Source organism: Pirellulales bacterium (assembly GCA_035546535.1).
In the GTDB taxonomy this organism is placed as follows: domain Bacteria; phylum Planctomycetota; class Planctomycetia; order Pirellulales; family JACPPG01; genus JACPPG01.
Window position 1 is genome coordinate 1 of sequence record DASZWQ010000190.1, and the last position, 19,005, is coordinate 19,005.

Here is a 19,005-nt window from a genome sequence, read left to right on the forward strand (position 1 = left end):
CTCTTTGAGCATCGGAGGCAACGACTACGGCGGAAACGCCTTGAAGCTCTTGACCGGGCAGGTCGATCCGGTGGTCTTGGGAAACCAGGTCACGGCCAACATTTCCACGGCCGTCGACAACGTGCTGTCGGCGCATCCCGACGGCATGATCGTGTGGAGCGTCCCCGACATGTCGCTCACCGCCGAGGGCCAGACGTACGTCACGACACCGCAGTTACAGGCGCTGGCCGCGCAAATCATGGCCGACGTTAATCCGCAGTTGGAAGCCGCGATGCTGTCGCGTCACGTCGTCTACATTGACCTGGCCTCGGCCATGCACGACCTGGAGGCGAGCCCGCTCGTCGTTGGTGGTGTAACGATCGACACCAAGAACGCCAGCACCGATCCCACACATCTTTGGCAGAACAACATTCATCCGGGCACGGTCGGCAACGGCCTGTTCGCCAATCTGGCCATCGCCGCTCTTAACGTCGGGTACGGTCAACACATACCGTATTTCACTGACCAGGAAATTCTGGCGCAGGCCGGACTGAGCGGTAGCTACACGGGTCAAACGACGAACATCGACTACGCCAGCTACATTGTCACCGCGCCAGTGCCCGAGCCGGGCAGCCTGGCATTGTTAGTCATCGGCGCCTTGTTCACGGTCGTCGGCTATCGTTCTCGACGCCGACGCATCGAATAAATCGACACCGCCGTTGTTCGAATCGTCTCGCGCGGGCGGATTGCCGTGCCGTCCGCGCGAGACCGTGGCCATCGATCGATCGATCTGCAACTGATCGCTGCCCCAGCCGGTGCGACGAGCAGGCGGATGTGAGAGCATGCCAGGAGCCGGTTTTCGCGGTGGCCGTCAAGAATGGTGCGGCGGAATTGCCAATTCGCGACCTTTTGAGCCGCGATCCGTGGGTTGTGATTTGGGTGAGTTCCGATCAGAATTGATGGAACCCGCCTTCATGATCCTCTGCAACAACAAGCGCACTAATGCATCGTTCGAGCGACTATTGCCCCAGCGGTGCTCTTTGGTCTGGACTGGCGCTATGGTCCACGCTCCTGGCAATTGCCGGCTGCGGCTGGAGCACGACAAGCAAAGACGCTGGGAAGACAGCGCCTGCCAAAGTCGCACACCCGGTGAACGAAGTTGATCTGAATACGATCAAGCTCACGGCCGAGGCAGAGAAGCACCTGGGTATCGAAACGTCGCCGGTCGTGGCGCGGCGGGTCAACCGCGTGCGCGGATACGGTGGCGAGATCATGCTGCCGCCGGGATCGTCGACGATCGTTTCGGCCCCGGTGAACGGCACGCTGCAAGCCCCCTCGGAGAAAGGCGTGCCGCAACCGGGCGCGAAAGTGAAGCGCCAGCAGCCAGTGTTTCTGCTATTACCCCTCTTGTCGCCGGAGCGTGCCGTATTAACGCCGGCCGAGCGCATTCGTTTCGCCGAGGCCAAGAACGCGCTGGTCACCAGCCGCATCGACGCGGCCGGGCAAGTGCAGCAGTCCCAGGCCCAGGTCGACGCCGCGAAGATCGCGCTTGACCGTGCCGAGCGATTGCTGCGCGACCAGGCGGGCACGGTCCGCGCTGTCGACGACGCCAAGGCGCAACTCGAAATCGCCAACAAAGGGCTCGAGGCGGCATTATCGCGCCAAAAGGTGCTGGAAGAAATCCGTCTCGATGAGGATGCCGGCGAGCTGTTACCGCTGACGCTCGAATCTCCACAGGACGGCATCCTGCGGGCCGAACATGCCACGGCTGGCCAGGTGGTGGCGGCCGGGGCGCCCTTGTTCGAGGTGATGGATTGCGACCCCGTCTGGGTGCGCGTGCCCGTGTATGTCGGGGAAGCGGCCGAAATCCTGGCCGATCGACCGGCGCGCGTGGCAAGCCTGGCCGATCGCAGCGCGGCGCAAGCCCGTGCGGCACAACCGATCGCCGCGCCGCCGACAGCCACGGCGCTGGCCTCGACCGTCGACTTCTACTACGAATTGCCGAATTCCAGCGGCGAGCTGCGACCCGGCGCTCGCGTAAACGCCGCCTTGCCAGTGGCCGTTGAAGACGAAGCCCGCTTAGTGCCGTGGTCGGCCGTCGTACACGACATCAACGGCGGCACCTGGGTCTACGAACAGACGGCGCCGCAAACATTTGTGCGGCGGCGCGTGCAGATCCGCTTCGTCGATGGCGATCAGGCCGTACTCGATCAGGGGCCCGGCGCGGGTGCGGCGCTTGTAACTACAGGCGCGATGGAACTCTTCGGCACCGAGTTCGGCTTTGGAAAGTAGCTCATGACCTGGCTCGTCACGACGTCGCTGCGCTTGCGTGTGCTCGTGATCGCGCTATCCATGGTGCTCGTGATCTTCGGCGCGCGGACCTTGGAAACAACGCCGCTGGACGTCTTTCCCGAGTTCGCGCCCCCGCTGGTCGAGATACAGACCGAAGCACCCGGCCTGTCGACCGAAGAGGTCGAAAGCCTCATCAGTATGCCGCTGGAGAATGCGCTCAATGGCATTCCCTGGCTGAAGATCATTCGCTCGAAGTCGGTGCTGGGCTTGTCGAGCGTGGTGTTGATCTTTGAAAACGGCACGGACCTGATCCGTGCGCGGCAGGTCGTGCAAGAGCGGCTGGCCGCCGAAACCAGCCGTCTGCCGGCCGTCGCGCGGCCGCCCGTCATGCTTTCCCCCCTGTCGTCGACCAGCCGAGTGCTGAAAATCGGCATGACTTCGGACACGCTGTCGCAAATGGATATGACACTGCTCGCGCGGTGGACGATCCGGCCGCGCCTGATGGCGATCCCCGGCGTGGCGAATGTGGCCATCTGGGGTCAGCGCGACCGGCAATTTCAAGTCCTGGTCGATCCCGAACGATTGCAGGCGCACGACGTCACACTGCCGGCGGTCGAACGAGCAGCGCTCGAAGCGACGGCGCTGGCCAGCGGCGGATTCTGGGATACGCCGAACCAGCGCATCGCTTTACGGCAACTGATCGAGTTGCGCAATGCCGACGACCTGGCCAATGCGGTCGTCGATTATCGAGCCGGCGCGCCCTTGCGATTGGGCGAGGTTGCCGACGTCGTCGAAGGATTTCCACCGCCGATCGGCGACGCCATCATCAACGATGGACCAGGGCTGCTCTTGATCGTCGAAAAGCAGCCCTGGGGTAACACACTTGCCGTGACGCGCGCCGTCGAAGCCGCCTTGGAGACATTGCGGCCCGGCCTGGCCGGCGTCGAACTCGACGCCACGATCTTCCGGCCCGCCACGTTCATCGAGCGGGCGCTCGATAATCTGTCGCACGCCATGCTGCTGGGGTGCGTGCTCGTCGTGGCGGTACTCGCGCTGTTCCTGTTCGATTGGCGCACGGCGCTCATAAGCATCACGGCCATACCGTTATCGCTGATCGCGGCGGCGCTGGTGTTGCATTACTGGGGCGCGACCTTCAACACGATGGTCGTGGCCGGATTGGTTATCGCACTGGGCGAAGTGGTCGACGACGCGATCATCGACGTCGAGAATATCCAGCGCCGGCTGAGACAAAACCTGCTTTTGGACAAGCCGGCCCCGGTGTTCGACGTTGTGCTGCAAGCATCGCTCGAAGTGCGCAGCGCCGTCGTTTACGCCAGCTTGATCGTGACCTTGGTCTTTGTGCCGGTGCTGTTTTTGGACGGCGTGGCAGGCTCGTTCTTTCGGCCCCTGGCGATCGCATACATTCTGGCGATCTTGGCATCGCTGGCCGTGGCGCTGACGGTCACCCCCGCGTTGTCGCTGGTATTGTTACCGAGCGCGGCAGGACGGAAGCGCGAAGAAGCGCCGTTGTCGCGTTATTTGCAGGACGCGTACGTGCGCATGCTACCACCGCTGTTGGCGCGGCCAGGGACCTGCGTGGCCGTCATCGGGGCCACGTTTCTGGCGACCGTGCTCGGCGTATTAAAGCTCGGCGAGGAATTCTTGCCGAACTTTCAGGAAACAGACTTCCTCATGCACTGGGTCGAGAAGCCGGGCGCCTCGCTCGACGCCATGCGGCGCATCACGATCCAGGCAAGCCGTGAGCTGCGCGCGATACCCGGCGTGCGGAATTTCGGCTCGCACATCGGCCGCGCCGAGGTGGCGGACGAAGTCGTGGGCCCGAACTTCACCGAACTGTGGATCAGCGTCGATCCCGACGTCGATCTGACGCAAACCGTCAACCAGATTCAACACCTGATCGACGATTATCCCGGCTTGTACCGGGACGTGCTGACCTATCTGAAGGAACGCATCAAGGAGGTGTTGTCGGGCGCCGGTGCGACCATCGTGGTGCGAACGTTTGGCCCAGATCTGAACGTTTTGCGCGCCAAAGGAGAAGAAATCCGGGCCGCCATCGCTGATGTGTCGGGCGTGCAAAACCTGAAAGTCGAGCCGCAGGTGCTGGTGCCGCAATTGCAAGTACGCGTGCGGCCTGATGCCGCAGCCCGGTTGGGGCTGACGCACGCCCAGGTGCGGCGGGCGGTGGCGACGCTAGTGAATGGCACGAAAGTGGGCGAGATTTACCAGGATCAGAAGAGCTTCGACGTCGTGGTCCGCGGCGTGCCGAAGCTGCGTAGCGATTTATCGGCGCTCTCACGATTGCCGATCGACCTGCCCACCGGCGGCCACGTAGTGTTGGGAGATGTGGCCGATTTGCACATCGCGCCGGCGCCGAACGAGATCAAGCGTGAATCCGCGTCGCGTCGGCTGGATGTAACGTGCAACGTCGCGGGGCGCGACTTGGGCAGCGTCGCCCGCGAGATCGAAGAGCGCGTGCGAGCGTTACCCTTTGATCGAGGGTACCATCCCGAGTTCCTCGGCGAGTACGCGGCTCGCGAACAATCGCGCCGGCGGCTGTTCGCCCTTTCGGCCCTGTCGCTCGTGGGTATCCTGCTGCTCTTGCACGTTGATTTTCGCTCGTGGCGGATGGCACTGTTGGTATTCTTGACCATTCCCTTTGCGCTTGTGGGGGGCGTGTTGGGCGCCGTGCTCCAAGGGGGTGTGCTGTCGCTGGGGTCTCTGGTTGGATTCGTGACCGTCTTGGGCATCGCGGCGCGCAACGGCATCATGCTGGTAAGTCATTTCCGGCACCTTGAGCGCGAGGAAGAGGAACCCTTCGGCATCGCGCTCGTAATGCGCGGGGCCCGCGAACGATTGGTGCCGATCTTGATGACGGCCCTGTGCACAGGCTTGGCGCTAGTGCCCTTGGTGGTCGGCGGGAATCGTCCCGGCCATGAAATCGAGTATCCGATGGCGGCGGTCATTCTGGGCGGGCTGGCCACGTCGACGATTTTGAATCTGTTCTTGTTGCCGCCAATTTATTTGGCGTTCGGCAAAGTGTCGGAAGACCACGAGTCGACGGTGCCACCACTGCATCGCTAGCAGCGCCAGCCCGACGTCGGCCTGCCGTGATTTCGCCGCGTGCGCTCGTGTACTCGCGAAAATGCACCGCCTCTAACGCCGCATGCATGCGGGGCGCAGGAATCTAATTATCCGCGAGTGCTTATCGGACCGAAAACCCTTGATAGGCCTGCCTTTCGCGTGACAGCTCTCGCCGGACTTCTTGCTCGCCTCTCTTCATGATTCCGCTTACCACTCGCCACGCACCGCGCGAAGAATCGGTGCGCCCTCCAGGCGCCGGCGGTGCGCCGCGCGCGAATTTCTATATTCATCGTTGGATGGTGATACTCGTGTACGTCGTCGCTTCACTGCGCGCGTTCTTGGCGAGCGCGCAGCCGGCGCCCGTTCCTTCGTCCGCAAGCGCGGCGCCGTCTCTCGTGCGCCCCGCGGTCACGCTGGCTCCCGCACTGAGTAATCCGTCGAATGTCCAGGGTAGAGTTTCGCGTGCGCCTGCGCGACTGCCACCGCCGGCCGGAGCGGTGCAAGGCGGCACGCCCAAGGCGCGCACGACCAGCGAGGTTCTTAACGTGCGTGCCGAACAGATACCGGTCGGCAACCCGCCCGTCGGGCCGCCGGCGGGCCCGGTGCGGTTGGCGCCGGTGCAAATCAACCTGCCGGACGCGATCGAACTGGGGCTGCGGCAGAATCCCGATATCATCACCGTTCGCCGCAACGAAGGAGTTGCCATCGGCGTGCTGGGCGTCGCCGAGACTTATCCTTTCAATCCCTTCGTGCAAGTGAACGTCACGCCGCTGCAGACGAACAACGGCACGGGCTCGACGATCTATAACTACGTGTTGATGATGCAGACGATTCAGCTCGCCCATCAACAGCAGTATCGTGAGGAAGTTGGCGGTGCGGCGTTGAACTCGGTGCGGTGGAACATCGTGCAGGCCGAGCTGCTGAATGTGGCCATGACCGAGCGGCTATTCTTTACCGCACTCTATCAGCATGGTCTGCGCGATCTGGCCATGGCCAACGCCGCCATGAACGACGAACTGCTGCGGATTTCGACGAAGCAGTTCGAAGCGGGGCAGATCTCGGCCGCGAACCTGGCGATCATTCAAATCGATCACCGCGCCTCGCACCGGCAGGAGCGATTGGCCGAGGCGAACTATCAAACGGCCATGTTAGACCTGCGCCGGCAATTGAATATCTCGCTGGCGGCGCCGTTGGATGTCATGGGCGATCTGGACGATTGGTGGTGGGCCGCCGGCAACGCCGAGAATCTGCTGCACCTGAAATGTCCGCAAGCCAACGTCGCACCCGGCGAATGGCCGGCCATCGATGAATTGGCTGCTTCACGTCCCGACGTAATGGCTGCGCGGGCCGACGTGGCCACGGCCCGAGCGGCTGTGCGCCTGGCAAACGCCAACCGTACGCCGGACATCCAGGCCGGCCCTTACTACCAGCGCACCGACAACGGCGTTACGTTCTTCGGTTTTCGCTTGCATCGCGACCTGAACGTATGGAACGACTTTACGCCCATGCTGCGCCAGCGACAGGCCGAGCAGCGCCAGCGGCAAACCGCGATGGAGCAATTGCAGGCCCGGGCCAGGATCGAAATCGAGGCCGCCATCAATCGCTACGAGCGGGCCCGCTGGATCATCAACGAAACCCAGGATTTGATGGAATACTTGCCACGCGAAATTGCGCGGCTGGAAGAGCAATTCAAGGCCGGCGAAGTCGACGTTGTGCAAGTCATGCAGGCGCGGACGAGTCTGATCAATGCCCGGCGGGCCAACTTGGATTGCCTCAACGAATTGGCCCAGGCATCGGCCGTTCTCACCGCAACCACGGCCGTGCCGCCGCAGGCCATCGTACAGCCGGCGCAGAAGCCGTGATGATCTACACCGCCTGCTTGCTCTGTCACGCCACGAAACGACCACCCCGTCGCCGCCAGGCGGCAATGCCAAATCCCAGCGCCGCCGTGGCCGCCATTCCCCAGGTGCCCGGTTCAGGAACCCAAGGGGTGTTGGTGTTGTGCTGCGCGAACAGCCAATCGTAAAGCCCGAACTCCTGGGTTTGCGCGTCGCCGTAGACCTGTTCCCAGATGTCGTGTCCGCCGCCCGGGATCTCGGTGAACAAAGGCGAACCGCCGGCGGCGGTCATGGCGTTGATCATGTTGATCGTGTCGGTCACCGGCACCGTGGCATCGGCCGAGCCGTGAAAGGCCCAGGTAGGAATGTCCTTGATCACGGACGCCGTTGATGGGTCACCGCCCCCCGACAACGGCACGGCCGCGGCCCACAGGCTTGGAAACTCGTCCATGTAGGTGAAGGTGCCGAATCCACCCAGGGACAGGCCCGTGATGTAGATGCGGCTGGGGTCGATGGGATATTCGGCCATCACCTGCTGCAGAATATCCATCGTGCGGTCGAACGGATCGTCGGCGCCGAAGCTGCCTGCGTATGGATAATCGGTCAATTGCGGCGCCAATAAGAACGAGGCATAGGCGTCGCTTTGCGTGGCCTGGATCAAGCCGTCGATGTGATTCGACACCTGCGCGTAGTTGTCGATGCCTCGTTCGCCTGAACCGTGCAAGAACAGGACCAGCGGGAATTTCTCCTCGGGCTCGGAAGCCGATTGAGGCGGAACGAACAAACGATAAGGCATCGGGTACTGACCGTTAGGATCGTAAACCTCTTCCAGAGAGTTCTTGACGAGCGGATCGTCAGCCAGCACCGCATGGGGCGCGAAGGCGGCCAAGACCATCAAAGCGAAAACCGCTGCCGTGCGTCGACCGAGCCGTCGCCGCGCCGCAAACAAAAAGCCGACAAGCGGCAGCGCGGCCAGCGCGAACGCTGGCGGCTCGGGCGCGATCGAAACTTGCAGTGTGTATTCTCCCCCGACCGCCGCCGGTCCCAAGGGACCGTTGGTCGGCGGCGTGTAATACCCGACGGCTATGGTGTACGTGCCGGGCTGCGCGAACGTGTACTGCAAATAGGCGTCGCGCGAGGTGCTGCTGCCGTGGCCGCCATAAGTGGAAGAAGCGTCGTCGTCCGAGGCCAGCAGATGCCCGGCGGCATCGTACAAGAAAAGCTGAGAATCGAACGTGGCGTTATCGATATCGAAGATACCGATCGCGGCGGCCTGACCGACCGTGAAGCTGAAATAGTGCAGGTTTCCGTCGAAGGCTCCATGGATCGTGGCATGCGGCATAATCGCCGACGTGTTGAGAATGTCGTTACCAACATTGGGGTCAAAGTTGCGGTTGAAGGCGCCGTTGATGGATTGTGCCAGCGCGAGGCTAGTGTTTCCGGCAATGCTTTCGAGCACCGGTCCCGGACTGGGCGTGGGAATGCTGTTGCCCACCATCTGCCCTTGCACCTGCAGGTCGACATAAATCGGGCCGAGGTCCGAGCTGCCCGCCGAGATGAAAACCGAGGTATCGATCGGCACGCGAACTTGCCAATTACCGCCGGCGAGCTGCGTCAGGCTGCCGGTCTGTCCGCCGTTTTGCGCCGCGTAGCGTTCGCTGAGGTCATAGCGCTGGCTGCCCAGCGTGGCCCCTATTCCCGATTGGCCTTGCACGTCGATATTGGTGGAAATCGACAGCCACTGATCGGCCGTGAATTGGTACTGGTTAGCACCGGTCGGATTGAGGTTCGTGATTTGGTAGGCGCTGAAGTAGTCGGCCCAAAAGTCTCGCACCGCGGCGACGGCCGTGGCGGGAATACCGAGCACGCCGTCGATTCGCACGCCCAGGAATGCCGGCGCCGTGCCGGTCGCGCCGAGCGGTAACGGTTCCCAGGTGCCGCTCGATTCTCCGTACATGCTGCCACCGCCAAAGGTGATGGTGCCGGCGCTCGTATCAACGTCGGCCGCCATGAGTCCGGCGAACATTCCTTGCGTGCCATCGCTGAAGCCGGGCACTCCCAGCCCTTGCGTCCCCTGGCCGTGCGTGACGACGGTCAGATTGATCTGCGGAATTTCGATCGTGGCGGTGGCCGTCACAACGCTCTGCGCGGGATCGATGGCAAAGTACATTTCGTCGCCAGCCGCGACGTGACTTACCGGCAAGAACAAACAGGCACAAGCAAAGAGCGCGCAGAACGAAAGACGCAAGAAACGAGACATTGGCTGCCCCCGTTGGAGTAAAGAAGATTGGACGTAATCCGGCTAACTGCTGCGGAGAAAAAAGCTTGCAGTAGCGGCTCCAACTCTTCGGGGCAAAAAGGTCATCGCGCCGCAGGCGACTTGAAAATAGTCAAAGTGGCGGCAGCGCGACGTTGTGGATTAACTAGCTTTACCTTAGGACTATACAAATCAACCGACGCAAAAAAGCCGCTATCATACGGATGTGCGGCTTTATCAATAAAGAGATTACAAAGCGCCAACAATGATATCAATAAGTTAAACCAGGTTTTTTTCCAGAGCGTCACTCGGGGGCCCCCGGCAGGAAGAATGCGGAGCGCCGCCGAATGCTAGCGCAACGGGCTGCCATCAATGTGCTTCTCAGTCGGCTCGCGAAGGAGCAAACCATGCGAGGATTCGCTGAAGCAACGAACGAGCCTTTATTATACGCCGTGCCTGAACAATGCCGTCCGGCAGCTCGGTAATTTCAAACCCGACCATTTCGTGTCTGAGCTTGTCGATCTGTTCCCCCCTGGTCAGCGGACGGTTCGGATTCTCCGCGGGCGGCGGGGCGATCGGCAGTTGCTCGGGAATCGATGATCGAGGGCAAAAGCCTTTGAGGCTGCCGCTGGGGTCGCGCGAATCGAAACTATCTTTCACGTAGGGACGCGCGCCGTCGCACCACTCGAAGGGCGTCTCCAGATAATCACGTTCGGCCTGGTGCAGCTCGCGCACGCTCGCGTCGTAATTGACAAAAACGTACGGATACGGGTCAAGCGCCGCCTCTGCTGGCGAAACGACCGAATGCTTTTGCGGTTGCGACATGGCAGAAACCAGCGAAGCTGGCGAATCTGAGTGCAAACGGTTGCGAAGTGCCGGCACTTCTTGCCCTAGCAACCGTTGCCTATGATAACCGTTTCGCGGGCCCGTAGCTCAGTGGTTAGAGCAGGGGACTCATAATCCCTTGGTCGTGTGTTCGAATCACACCGGGCCTATTGCCGCAGTCGCTGATTCAACTCCGCAATGTACTGATTGAGTGGTACCCAGTCGGAGATTATGGCCGAGGCCATCAGGCATTTTTCCAACGCCTCTCTGGGCTTTCCCTGGCCGTCGAGCGCTCGGCCCCACATCCAGTAGGCGCGCCAGTCGCGCGGATTCAGCTTCAGCGCCTGCTCGCTCTTCTTAATGGCCTCGTCAAACTTTCCCAGGCCGTTAAGCGATTCGGCCCAGTTCGACCAGTTGAGCGCTCGTTGCGGATTCATGCGCGTGGCAATCGCGTGAGCCGCGTCGGCCTCGGCAAAGCGCGAGAGGTTGTCGAGCGTATTGCCCAGGCCGTCGTAGGTCCACCAGGCGGGCGACAGCGCGACGGCGAGCCTGCGTTCGGGCAGCGCCTCGTCGTAGCGACCGAGGTTATCCAGCAAGTTGGCGTACGTCTGATGGACGATCGCCGGGCCTGGGTGCCAGCGTTCCAGAATCTTCTTGAAGGCGATGACCCCCAGTTCGTTGCGGTCCCAGGTTCGACATTGCACGGCCAGCATCCAGCGAACGATCACGTCGTCGGGATATCGGTCGGCTAGTTTCTCGAAATCCGCGAACGCGCGATCCACATCCGCAGGCGGTCCTTTGTGAAGTTGTTCTGAATCGAGCTCGAGCATGGCTTCGGCACAGCGGGACGAAGGCGTGCGCCGGCCACACATCAGTACCGCGGTGAAGGTCTGAAAGGCGATCTCCTTGTCGAAACGACTGCGCAAGCACGCCGCGCGCAGAAACAGGGCTCGCTGCGCCGGACGAATCGCCCGGAAGTTTTTCATCTTGTGATCGTGGGCGGCTTTGAAATCGCCGCGCCGAAGAAAATCGACGAGTTGCAACGCTGCCGGGTAACGGTTTAGTTCCGTGCCGAGCAATCGTTCGGCTTCGCCCTGCTTGCCGGCCGATAAGAGCGCCAAGAATCTGGCTTCGAATCCTTCGTCATTCGGTGGTACTGCCGCTTGATCGGCGGGCGCGCTCTGTACGACGAGAGGCTGGAGCCAACGCTGCACCTTCTTGTCGTCCTGCTCGTGAAAAAGGAACAGGGTCGTGAGAGCGACCGCAGCCAGTGAAACCAATGGGCGGCCGCCCAATGTTGGTACTTCCCCGGCAACAGCGCGCGCACAGGGTGAAACCGCCGTTGTGATCATGCGTCGGGTGCCCTGCGTAATGGACCGTGCCGTCGTGTCCCGAAAACGGCTGCACCGGCAGCTGAAAGGTCGCCCTCCGGAAACTCTACTTCGAAAACGCGCCGGACGACTCGGGTCACGCATTGCACCGAGAAACGATTCGGCAAAAACCAAAGTTTGCAACGCACGGTGCAAACTTGTTGGGCAAACTTGTTGGGCAACGTGGAAATGCCAATCACGGCCTTGCTGCTCCGCGGCTCTCTCCGACGCTGCCGGCCGTGTAAAGTCCGCTTACGGACCGATTTTGGCGGCCGACTGTCGGTCGCATGGCACCATTGACCCTGTCGCCCCACGAGATACGCTTGTCTGTGCAGTTCGGCACCTTAAGGCGGCCGGCAACAACCCTTTTGTCAGGCGGCAGGAAGCAGACTAACTCGTTATGCAGACACAACTAGCGGTTTTGGGAGGCGGGCCTGGCGGTTATACCGCGGCCTTTCTCGCGGCAGACTTGGGAATGGATGTCGTGCTCGTCGACGCCGAGCCACGGCTGGGCGGGACGTGCCTCTTGCGCGGCTGCATCCCCTCGAAGGCTCTGCTCCACGTGGCCCGCGTGCTCGAGGAAGCGAAGGAGATGGCCGACTGGGGCGTCGCGTTCCAGCAGCCACAATTGGCGATCGACGCCATTCGCGCGCGCAAGGAAAAAGTCATCGGCACGCTCACCGGCGGCTTGAAGCAGCTCGCCAAGCAACGCAAGGTGCGCGTCGTGCATGCGCGGGCCGTTTTCGAAAGTTCGCAAGCCCTGGTCCTGACCGGCGGCGATCCCGCAACTTATGAGGGAGACCGGCTGAGCTTCGAACATTGCATCCTGGCGTCGGGCAGCGTGCCGGCCAAAATACCCGCCTTCGACCTGCCGACCGACCGCGTGATGGATTCCACCGGCGCGCTCGAACTGCGTGACGTTCCGGAGAGCTTGCTGGTCGTCGGCGGCGGCTACATCGGACTGGAGCTGGGCACGGTCTATGCCGAACTAGGTAGCGCCGTGACCGTCGTGGAATTGACGAGCGGCTTGTTGCCCGGCGCCGATCGCGACCTGGTGCGCCCCTTGCACGGGCGACTGAAGGATCGCTTCAAGGAAATTCTGCTCGATACAAAGGTCGTGTCGCTCACGGACAAAGGGGATTCGATCGAGGTGGTCTTCGAGAATGCTGCCGGTCAGCGGACTGAACGGTTCAGCCGGGTGTTGGTCTCGGTCGGACGCAAGCCGAATAGCGCCGGCCTGGGCCTGGAAAACACGAAGGTCGAAATCGACAAACGCGGCTTCGTGCAAGTCGATCGCCAGCAGCGCACCGCTGATCCGCGCATTTCGGCCATCGGCGACGTGGCGGGTGACCCGATGCTCGCGCACAAGGCAATGTACGAGGGACGGATCGCGGTCGAGGCGATCCTGGGCGAGCCCGCCGAGTTCGACGCGCTGGCCATTCCCGCCGTCGTCTTTACCGATCCGGAAATCGCGTGGGCGGGGTTGACCGAAGAACAGGCGCAGCGCGAAGGTCGCGAGGTCGAGATCGCCCGTTATCCGTGGGCAGCGATTGGCCGAGCGCAGGCGCTCGGTCGAACCGAGGGGTTGACGAAAGTCGTGATCGATCCGCACAGCGAACGCATCTTGGGAATCGGCATCGTGGGCATCAACGCCGGCGACATGATCAGCGAAGGAGTGCTGGCGATCGAGATGGGCTGCACCGTGCGCGACCTCACTTCGATCATTCATCCGCATCCGACGCTGAGCGAAACCGTCGGCGCGGCCGGAGAAGTGTTCCTCGGCCTGGCCACGGAAATCTACCGGCCGCGGCGTGAAAGGCAGGAGGCCCAAGCGCCATGACGCAGGCGGCGGTCGATCTCTCCACGCGCCACGAACCGGTCTCGCAGCTTTTTCCACGCCTGGCAAGCGCCGCGGACGCCGAGCGCTACAAGCTGAGCGACGAACAGGTCCGTTTCTTTCACGAAAACGGCTACGTGTCGGGCATCCAGGTGCTCGACGACGCGCAGGTCGAGGCACTGCGCGAAGAGCTGGCCCGCTTGTTCGATCCGAACTGCCCAGGGCACGAATTCTTCTACGAATACCACTCGAACGAGTCGACCGATCCGGCGCGGGTGTTGTTTCACGCGCTGGGCGCCTGGCGAATCACGGCGGGTTTTCACGATTTGCTCTGGCATCCGGCGTTCACGGTGCCCGCCTCGCAATTGTTCGACGGCGCCGTGCGGTTCTGGCACGATCAGTTGTTCTGCAAGCCGGCGAAACACGGCGGCGTCGTTGCCTGGCACCAGGATTATTCGTATTGGACGCGCACGCGCCCCATGGCGCATCTGACCTGCTGGATCGGGCTGGACGATGCCGACCGAGACAACGGCTGCTTGCAATACATTCCAGGCAGCCATCGCTGGGACTTGCTGCCGATCACGGGCCTGGCCGGCGGCATGGACGCGATTCGCGAGGTGCTCACGCGCGAGCAGGTCGCGCAATTTCAACCGAAGGCGATCGAGCTCACGAAAGGGCAATGCGCCTTTCATCATCCGCTCATGATTCACGGCTCGTTCGAGAATCGCACCGATCGGCCACGCCGCGCGGTGGTAGTAAACGCGTTTCGCGACGGCGTTTGTTCGGGCGCGAACGAACCGCTCTTGGCCGGCGTTCCGCCGATTCCTGCCGGACAACCGATGGATGGCCAATTCTTTCCCCTCTTGTACCGACCGCCGACAGGGTGATCGAAGCGGGCGTTCGAGTCGCGGGCGTTCGAGTCGTACGCCGCTCCCCCTCTGCAGGGAGTCTCGCAAAAAGGGCGCGGCAATCCGCGTTCGCAGCTCGCTCCTGTTTTGATTGACTAATCCGCAGGCCGCATTTACAGTGCCACGCGGGGAAGGGCGATTCGTCGGCCTCGTCAGATTGGCCGATGCCCGGGGTGCAAGGCGGGGGCTTTCTCGCTGGCGCTCCGGCTTCAGAACCGGAACAAGAGAACAGCTGATGCACCAGCGACAATATCGACGGACCGAGCGGTCAATCCCTGCCAAAAACCGCCGACCGCGTGCCAGGACGCGCGTCACGCTCGTCGAAATCCTGGAAGTGCGATACCTGTTGGCGATCGACACCACGATCGGGCCAACGAACTTCGCAGCTGCCGTCGCGACGCCGACGTTCGAACTTTGGAATCCAGCCGGCTCGTCCGAGCCAAACGGCTCGGCAGGACCCACGGGTTATGGTCCCAATCAGATCGCGCAAGCCTACGGCTACAACCAGATCCTGTTCAGCGGCGGCATCGTCGGCACGGGCGCAGGACAGACGATCGCCATTGTCGACGCGTACGACACGCCGACGATCGCGCACGACTTGCAAGCCTTCGACGCATTTTACGGCATCCCTGATCCACCGTCCTTTATCCGAGTAGCCCAAGACGGCTCCACGAACTACCCAGGTGTCGATCCCGCTGGCGCTGGCCACAATAATTGGGAGGTCGAGACGGCGCTGGATGTGGAGTGGGCGCATGCGCTGGCGCCACAGGCCAACATTCTGCTGGTCGAAGCAAAGACCAACGGCGCGGATTTGGATACGGCCGTTGATTTCGCCCGCAACTATCCCGGCGTCTCCGTCATATCGATGAGCTGGGGCAGCTCCGAATTTGCTAGCGACGACCCGCTCTTTACGACACCGACCGGCCACACTCCCATCACGTTCATCGCTTCCACGGGCGATAGCGGCGCGCCCGGCGAGTATCCGGCGACTTCGCCCAACGTCTTGGCCGTGGGCGGAACGACGCTGACCTTGAACGCGGCGAACAATATTTCAGGAGAAACCGGCTGGAGCGGATCGGGTGGCGGGATCAGCACGTTGGAGACGCAGCCGACCTATCAAACCGGCGTGGTGACGCAAAGCACCTCGCGTCGTACGATCCCCGACGTTTCGTTCGACGCCAATCCGAGCACGGGCGCCGCGATCTACGATTCGTACAACAACGGCACGACGACCCCCTGGACCAAGATAGGCGGCACCAGCTTTTCCGCCCCGAGTTGGGCCGCGCTGATCGCGATCGCCGACCAGGGGCGCGTTGCCGCAGGCTTTCCCACGCTCAACGGGCGCAATGACACGCTGCCGGCGCTCTACAGCATGCCGAGCACGTATTTTCACGACATCACCAGCGGCAACAATGGCTTCGCCGCCGGCCCCGGATACGACCTGGTCACCGGTCGCGGCAGTCCGGTCGCGAATCTTATTGCGCCGGCCCTGGTGACTTCCCAAAACATCGTCGGCACCGTTTTCGACGACACCAACGATGATGGGATTCCGGATGGCACCGAAACAGGCCTGGCAGGCTGGACGGTCTACCAAGACGTCAATAACAACGGCGTGCTCGATCCGCCGGCTTACACGACGGTCAGCTCATCGGGCTCACCCCTGACGATTCCCGACGGCAGCGGCAATGTGACGTCGACCTTGACCGTGGGCGCGCTGGCCGGATCGATCATGGATCTGAATGTCAACCTGTCGATCCAACACGCGCGCGATTCCAACCTGACCGTTACGTTGATCAGTCCGAGCGGCACTAGCATTCCGCTCGTCAGCCACAGCGGCGGCACGGGCCAGAACTTCACCAACACGACGTTCGACGATCAGGCGGGCACGGCCATCACGAGCGGCACCGCTCCCTTCAACGGCAGTTTTCGGCCGGCCAGCCCGCTATCGGCCGTGATCGGGCAAAATGCGCAGGGGAACTGGCGGCTGGTCGTGTCCGACACCGTCTCGGGCAACACGGGCGTGCTCAATAACTGGTCACTGAGCGTCCTGACGGCCAGCGAGCCTACCACCACGACCGACAGCGGCGGCCACTATCTGTTCCGCAATGTACCGGCGGGCACTTACAACATTCGTGCCATTCCGCCGGCAGGCTTTACACAAGTCTCGCCCGCCGGCGGTGTGAATACCGTCACGGTCACGCCTGGCGTCTTCGCTCCCGCCCAGGATTTCGCCGAAGAGGGATCGAGCATTTCGGGTGAGACGTTCCTCGACGCCGACGGCAACGGCCAGCTGGATTCTGGCGAGATTCCTTTTCCGACAGGGACGTTTGATGACCTGAACAACAACGGCGTATTCGACTTGACGTCGCAATACACGGTGGCGTCGACCGCTGCGCCGCAGCCGATTCCCGACCAATCGACCATATTGTCGACGCTGAACGCCGTCGGCATGAACGGCACGATCACGGATCTGAATGTCACGTTGTCGCTCAATCATGCGAACGACTCCGATCTGGCGGTAACCCTGATTACCCCCGATGGCACGTACATCCCGCTTATCAATCACAACGGCGGAAGCGGCGCCAATTTTGTCAGCACGACTCTGGACGATCAGGCCACCACGGCGATCGCAAGCGGCGTGGCGCCGTTTACCGGCTCGTTTAAGCCCGCGAGCCCGCTGTCGGCAGCCAACGGCAAGAACCCTAATGGCACATGGGAGCTACTGGTCGCCGATACCGTGGCCGGCAATACCGGAACGCTCCAGAGCTGGTCGCTACAGATGACAACGAATGCGTCAGAACCTTTGGATTTTTCTGACGCCAACGGAAATTACCAGTTCAGTGATCTCACGGCCGGCACGCACAATATTCGCCAACTTCCGAACGGCTACGGAACGTCGGAGCCGGCGGGCGGAGCGTATGTTGTTAACGTCTCATCGCCCGTCAATGTCACCGGGGAAAATTTTGGTAACGTTTCCCCGCTTGTCGTCTCCGGCGGAGGCCCCTACACGATCACCGAGGGTAACTCGCTGGCGCTCAACGGCTCGGCCGGCAACGGCAACGCTCCCTACACGCTCGGCTGGGACTTAAACGGAGACGGCACCTTCACCGATGCCTCGGGAGCCACGCCCACCTTGACGTCGGCCCAATTGGCAGCGCTCGGCATTACAGGGCCGGGTACCTATAACATCCGGCTCGAAGCCACCGATTCGAGCGGAGTAATCGGTGAATCGCTGGCAACGACTCTCACCGTACTCCCGCCCCCGCCTACCGCCGGTATCGCCGGATCGATCACCGTGCTGCGCGGCGAAACGAACACATACACGCTCAGCGCCAGTGACGCAGAGCTGGGGCCGGGCACAAGCTTCACGTTCGTGATCGATTGGGGCGACGGCACGGCGCTGCAAACCGTCAGCGGCCAATCGGGCCAGCACGTAACGCACACCTTCAACGCGGTAGGCACGCCGATCGTAAGCGTCACTGCCAGCGATCTAAACGGCACGAGTCTGGCCGCTACGCAAAGCGTTAACGTCAGCGCCGTGTTATTGCGTCCCGACGCGCAGAATGCCGCCCTGGTGGACCTGGTGTGGGGCGGCGACAGCGGAGACGATCAGGTGCAATTCACGCAGATCGCGCCCGCGACGATCCGCGTGCAGGAATCCACGATCAATGGCGCGAGCGTCAACAATGTGCAAGACTTCTCCGGCGTCACGGGGCGCGTGCTCGCCAGTGGCAACGGCGGTAACGACGTGCTCGACGCCAGCGGATTGTTGACCACTTCGGCGACGCTCGACGGCGGAGCCGGCAATAACACGCTCTACGGCGGCAGCGCCGGCGACATCTTAATCGGCGGCTCGAACGGCGCAGAAGGCAAGCAAGGTAACAACGTCATTATCGCCGGCGACGGCAATAACACGATTTACGGCAACGGACTGATCGCGCAAAAGGGAGTCACCGGCGGCAACAACCTGATCATCGGCGGCACCGGCCAGGACACCATCTACGGAAACTTTGGCGCCAATCCGACCGGCAACGGCGGCGAAGGAGGCCAGAACCTGATCGTGGGCAACGGCGGCGGCGACACGATCTACTCTTCGCAAATCACCGACGGCGCCGAGGGCGGGCACGGCAGTATCTTGATCGCCGGCACGACCAACTTGGGTCCGACCGCCTTGCAAGCGATCTTGAGCGAATGGACCTCGACCGACACGCTGGCGGTAAAAATAGCCAATATCAGCGGCACCGGCAGCGGCACCGCCGCCAATGGCACCAACTATCTGCAGCCCGGCGTGACTGTCTCCAATGACGGCGTGCCCGACACGCTGTTCAGCGACTCGAAGGGGTCGGCCAACTGGCTGCTGGCCTCGCTGCCGCAAGACACGGTCAATCGCGTGAAATCGAGCGATACCGAGACGAACCTGCCGTAGGTTAGCGCGAACAGAAAATACAATCCACAGATTACACAGATTCTGCGGATTGATTGGCGAACGGGCAAACTGCACGCCTCTGTTGTTCTTAAACTCTGTGGCATCCAAGAAAGGCCAGCAGGCACATCCCCCTCCCTGTCAGGGAGGGGTTAAGGGAGGGTGAACGCTTCA

10 protein-coding genes and 1 tRNA gene are annotated in these 19,005 nt (G+C 62.1%); 8 read left to right on the plus strand and 3 right to left on the minus strand.

Translation table 11 applies throughout. The features are described 5' to 3' along the window. The 4 genes from VHD36_22210 to VHD36_22225 form a co-directional block, all read left to right on the plus strand. Window positions 1-685, plus strand: a 685-nt coding sequence (locus VHD36_22210) for a PEP-CTERM sorting domain-containing protein (protein HVU90063.1), incomplete at its 5' end; no start/stop codon positions are given. A gap of 296 nt (window positions 686-981) precedes the next feature. Further along, window positions 982-2,271: an efflux RND transporter periplasmic adaptor subunit gene (locus VHD36_22215; protein ID HVU90064.1), complete on the plus strand. Its 1,290-nt coding sequence runs from the start codon at window positions 982-984 to the stop codon at window positions 2,269-2,271. 3 nt (window positions 2,272-2,274) lie between these two features. Then, on the plus strand, window positions 2,275-5,373 hold the full coding sequence (locus VHD36_22220) for an efflux RND transporter permease subunit (GenBank protein ID HVU90065.1): 3,099 nt from the start codon (window positions 2,275-2,277) through the stop codon (window positions 5,371-5,373). Window positions 5,374-5,612: 239 nt separating this feature from the next. Further along, on the plus strand, window positions 5,613-7,235 hold the full coding sequence (locus VHD36_22225; protein HVU90066.1) for a TolC family protein: 1,623 nt from the start codon (window positions 5,613-5,615) through the stop codon (window positions 7,233-7,235). A gap of 25 nt (window positions 7,236-7,260) precedes the next feature. On the opposite strand, the gene VHD36_22230 is transcribed toward VHD36_22225, so the two are convergent. Together VHD36_22230 and VHD36_22235 are read right to left on the minus strand one after the other, a co-directional pair. Then, complete coding sequence (locus VHD36_22230) at window positions 7,261-9,471, minus strand: DVUA0089 family protein (protein HVU90067.1); 2,211 nt, start codon at window positions 9,469-9,471, stop codon at window positions 7,261-7,263. A gap of 378 nt (window positions 9,472-9,849) precedes the next feature. After that, window positions 9,850-10,203 carry a hypothetical protein gene (locus tag VHD36_22235; GenBank protein HVU90068.1) on the minus strand — a complete coding sequence of 118 codons (354 nt, stop codon included), beginning with the start codon at window positions 10,201-10,203 and terminating at the stop codon, window positions 9,850-9,852. A gap of 187 nt (window positions 10,204-10,390) precedes the next feature. On the opposite strand from VHD36_22235, the gene VHD36_22240 reads away from it, so the two are divergent. Then, a tRNA-Ile gene (locus VHD36_22240) sits at window positions 10,391-10,463 on the plus strand. On the opposite strand, the gene VHD36_22245 is transcribed toward VHD36_22240, so the two are convergent. Beyond that, on the minus strand, window positions 10,461-11,573 hold the full coding sequence (locus VHD36_22245) for a tetratricopeptide repeat protein (GenBank protein ID HVU90069.1): 1,113 nt from the start codon (window positions 11,571-11,573) through the stop codon (window positions 10,461-10,463). The two genes, VHD36_22240 and VHD36_22245, sit on opposite strands and share 3 nt — an antisense overlap. A 490-nt stretch (window positions 11,574-12,063) precedes the next feature. Here VHD36_22245 and lpdA point away from each other — a divergent pair, with 490 nt between their 5' ends. The 3 genes from lpdA (at window position 12,064) to VHD36_22260 (ending at window position 18,834) form a co-directional block, all read left to right on the plus strand. Beyond that, entirely contained in the window at window positions 12,064-13,503 is a 1,440-nt protein-coding gene (lpdA, locus tag VHD36_22250) for a dihydrolipoyl dehydrogenase (GenBank protein HVU90070.1), read from the plus strand. Further along, window positions 13,500-14,387, plus strand: a complete 888-nt coding sequence (locus VHD36_22255; GenBank protein HVU90071.1) for a phytanoyl-CoA dioxygenase family protein — start codon at window positions 13,500-13,502, stop codon at window positions 14,385-14,387. The genes lpdA and VHD36_22255 overlap by 4 nt, the downstream gene beginning before the upstream one ends. A 256-nt stretch (window positions 14,388-14,643) precedes the next feature. After that, complete coding sequence (locus VHD36_22260) at window positions 14,644-18,834, plus strand: proprotein convertase P-domain-containing protein (GenBank protein ID HVU90072.1); 4,191 nt, start codon at window positions 14,644-14,646, stop codon at window positions 18,832-18,834. The last annotated feature ends 171 nt before the right edge of the window (window positions 18,835-19,005 follow it).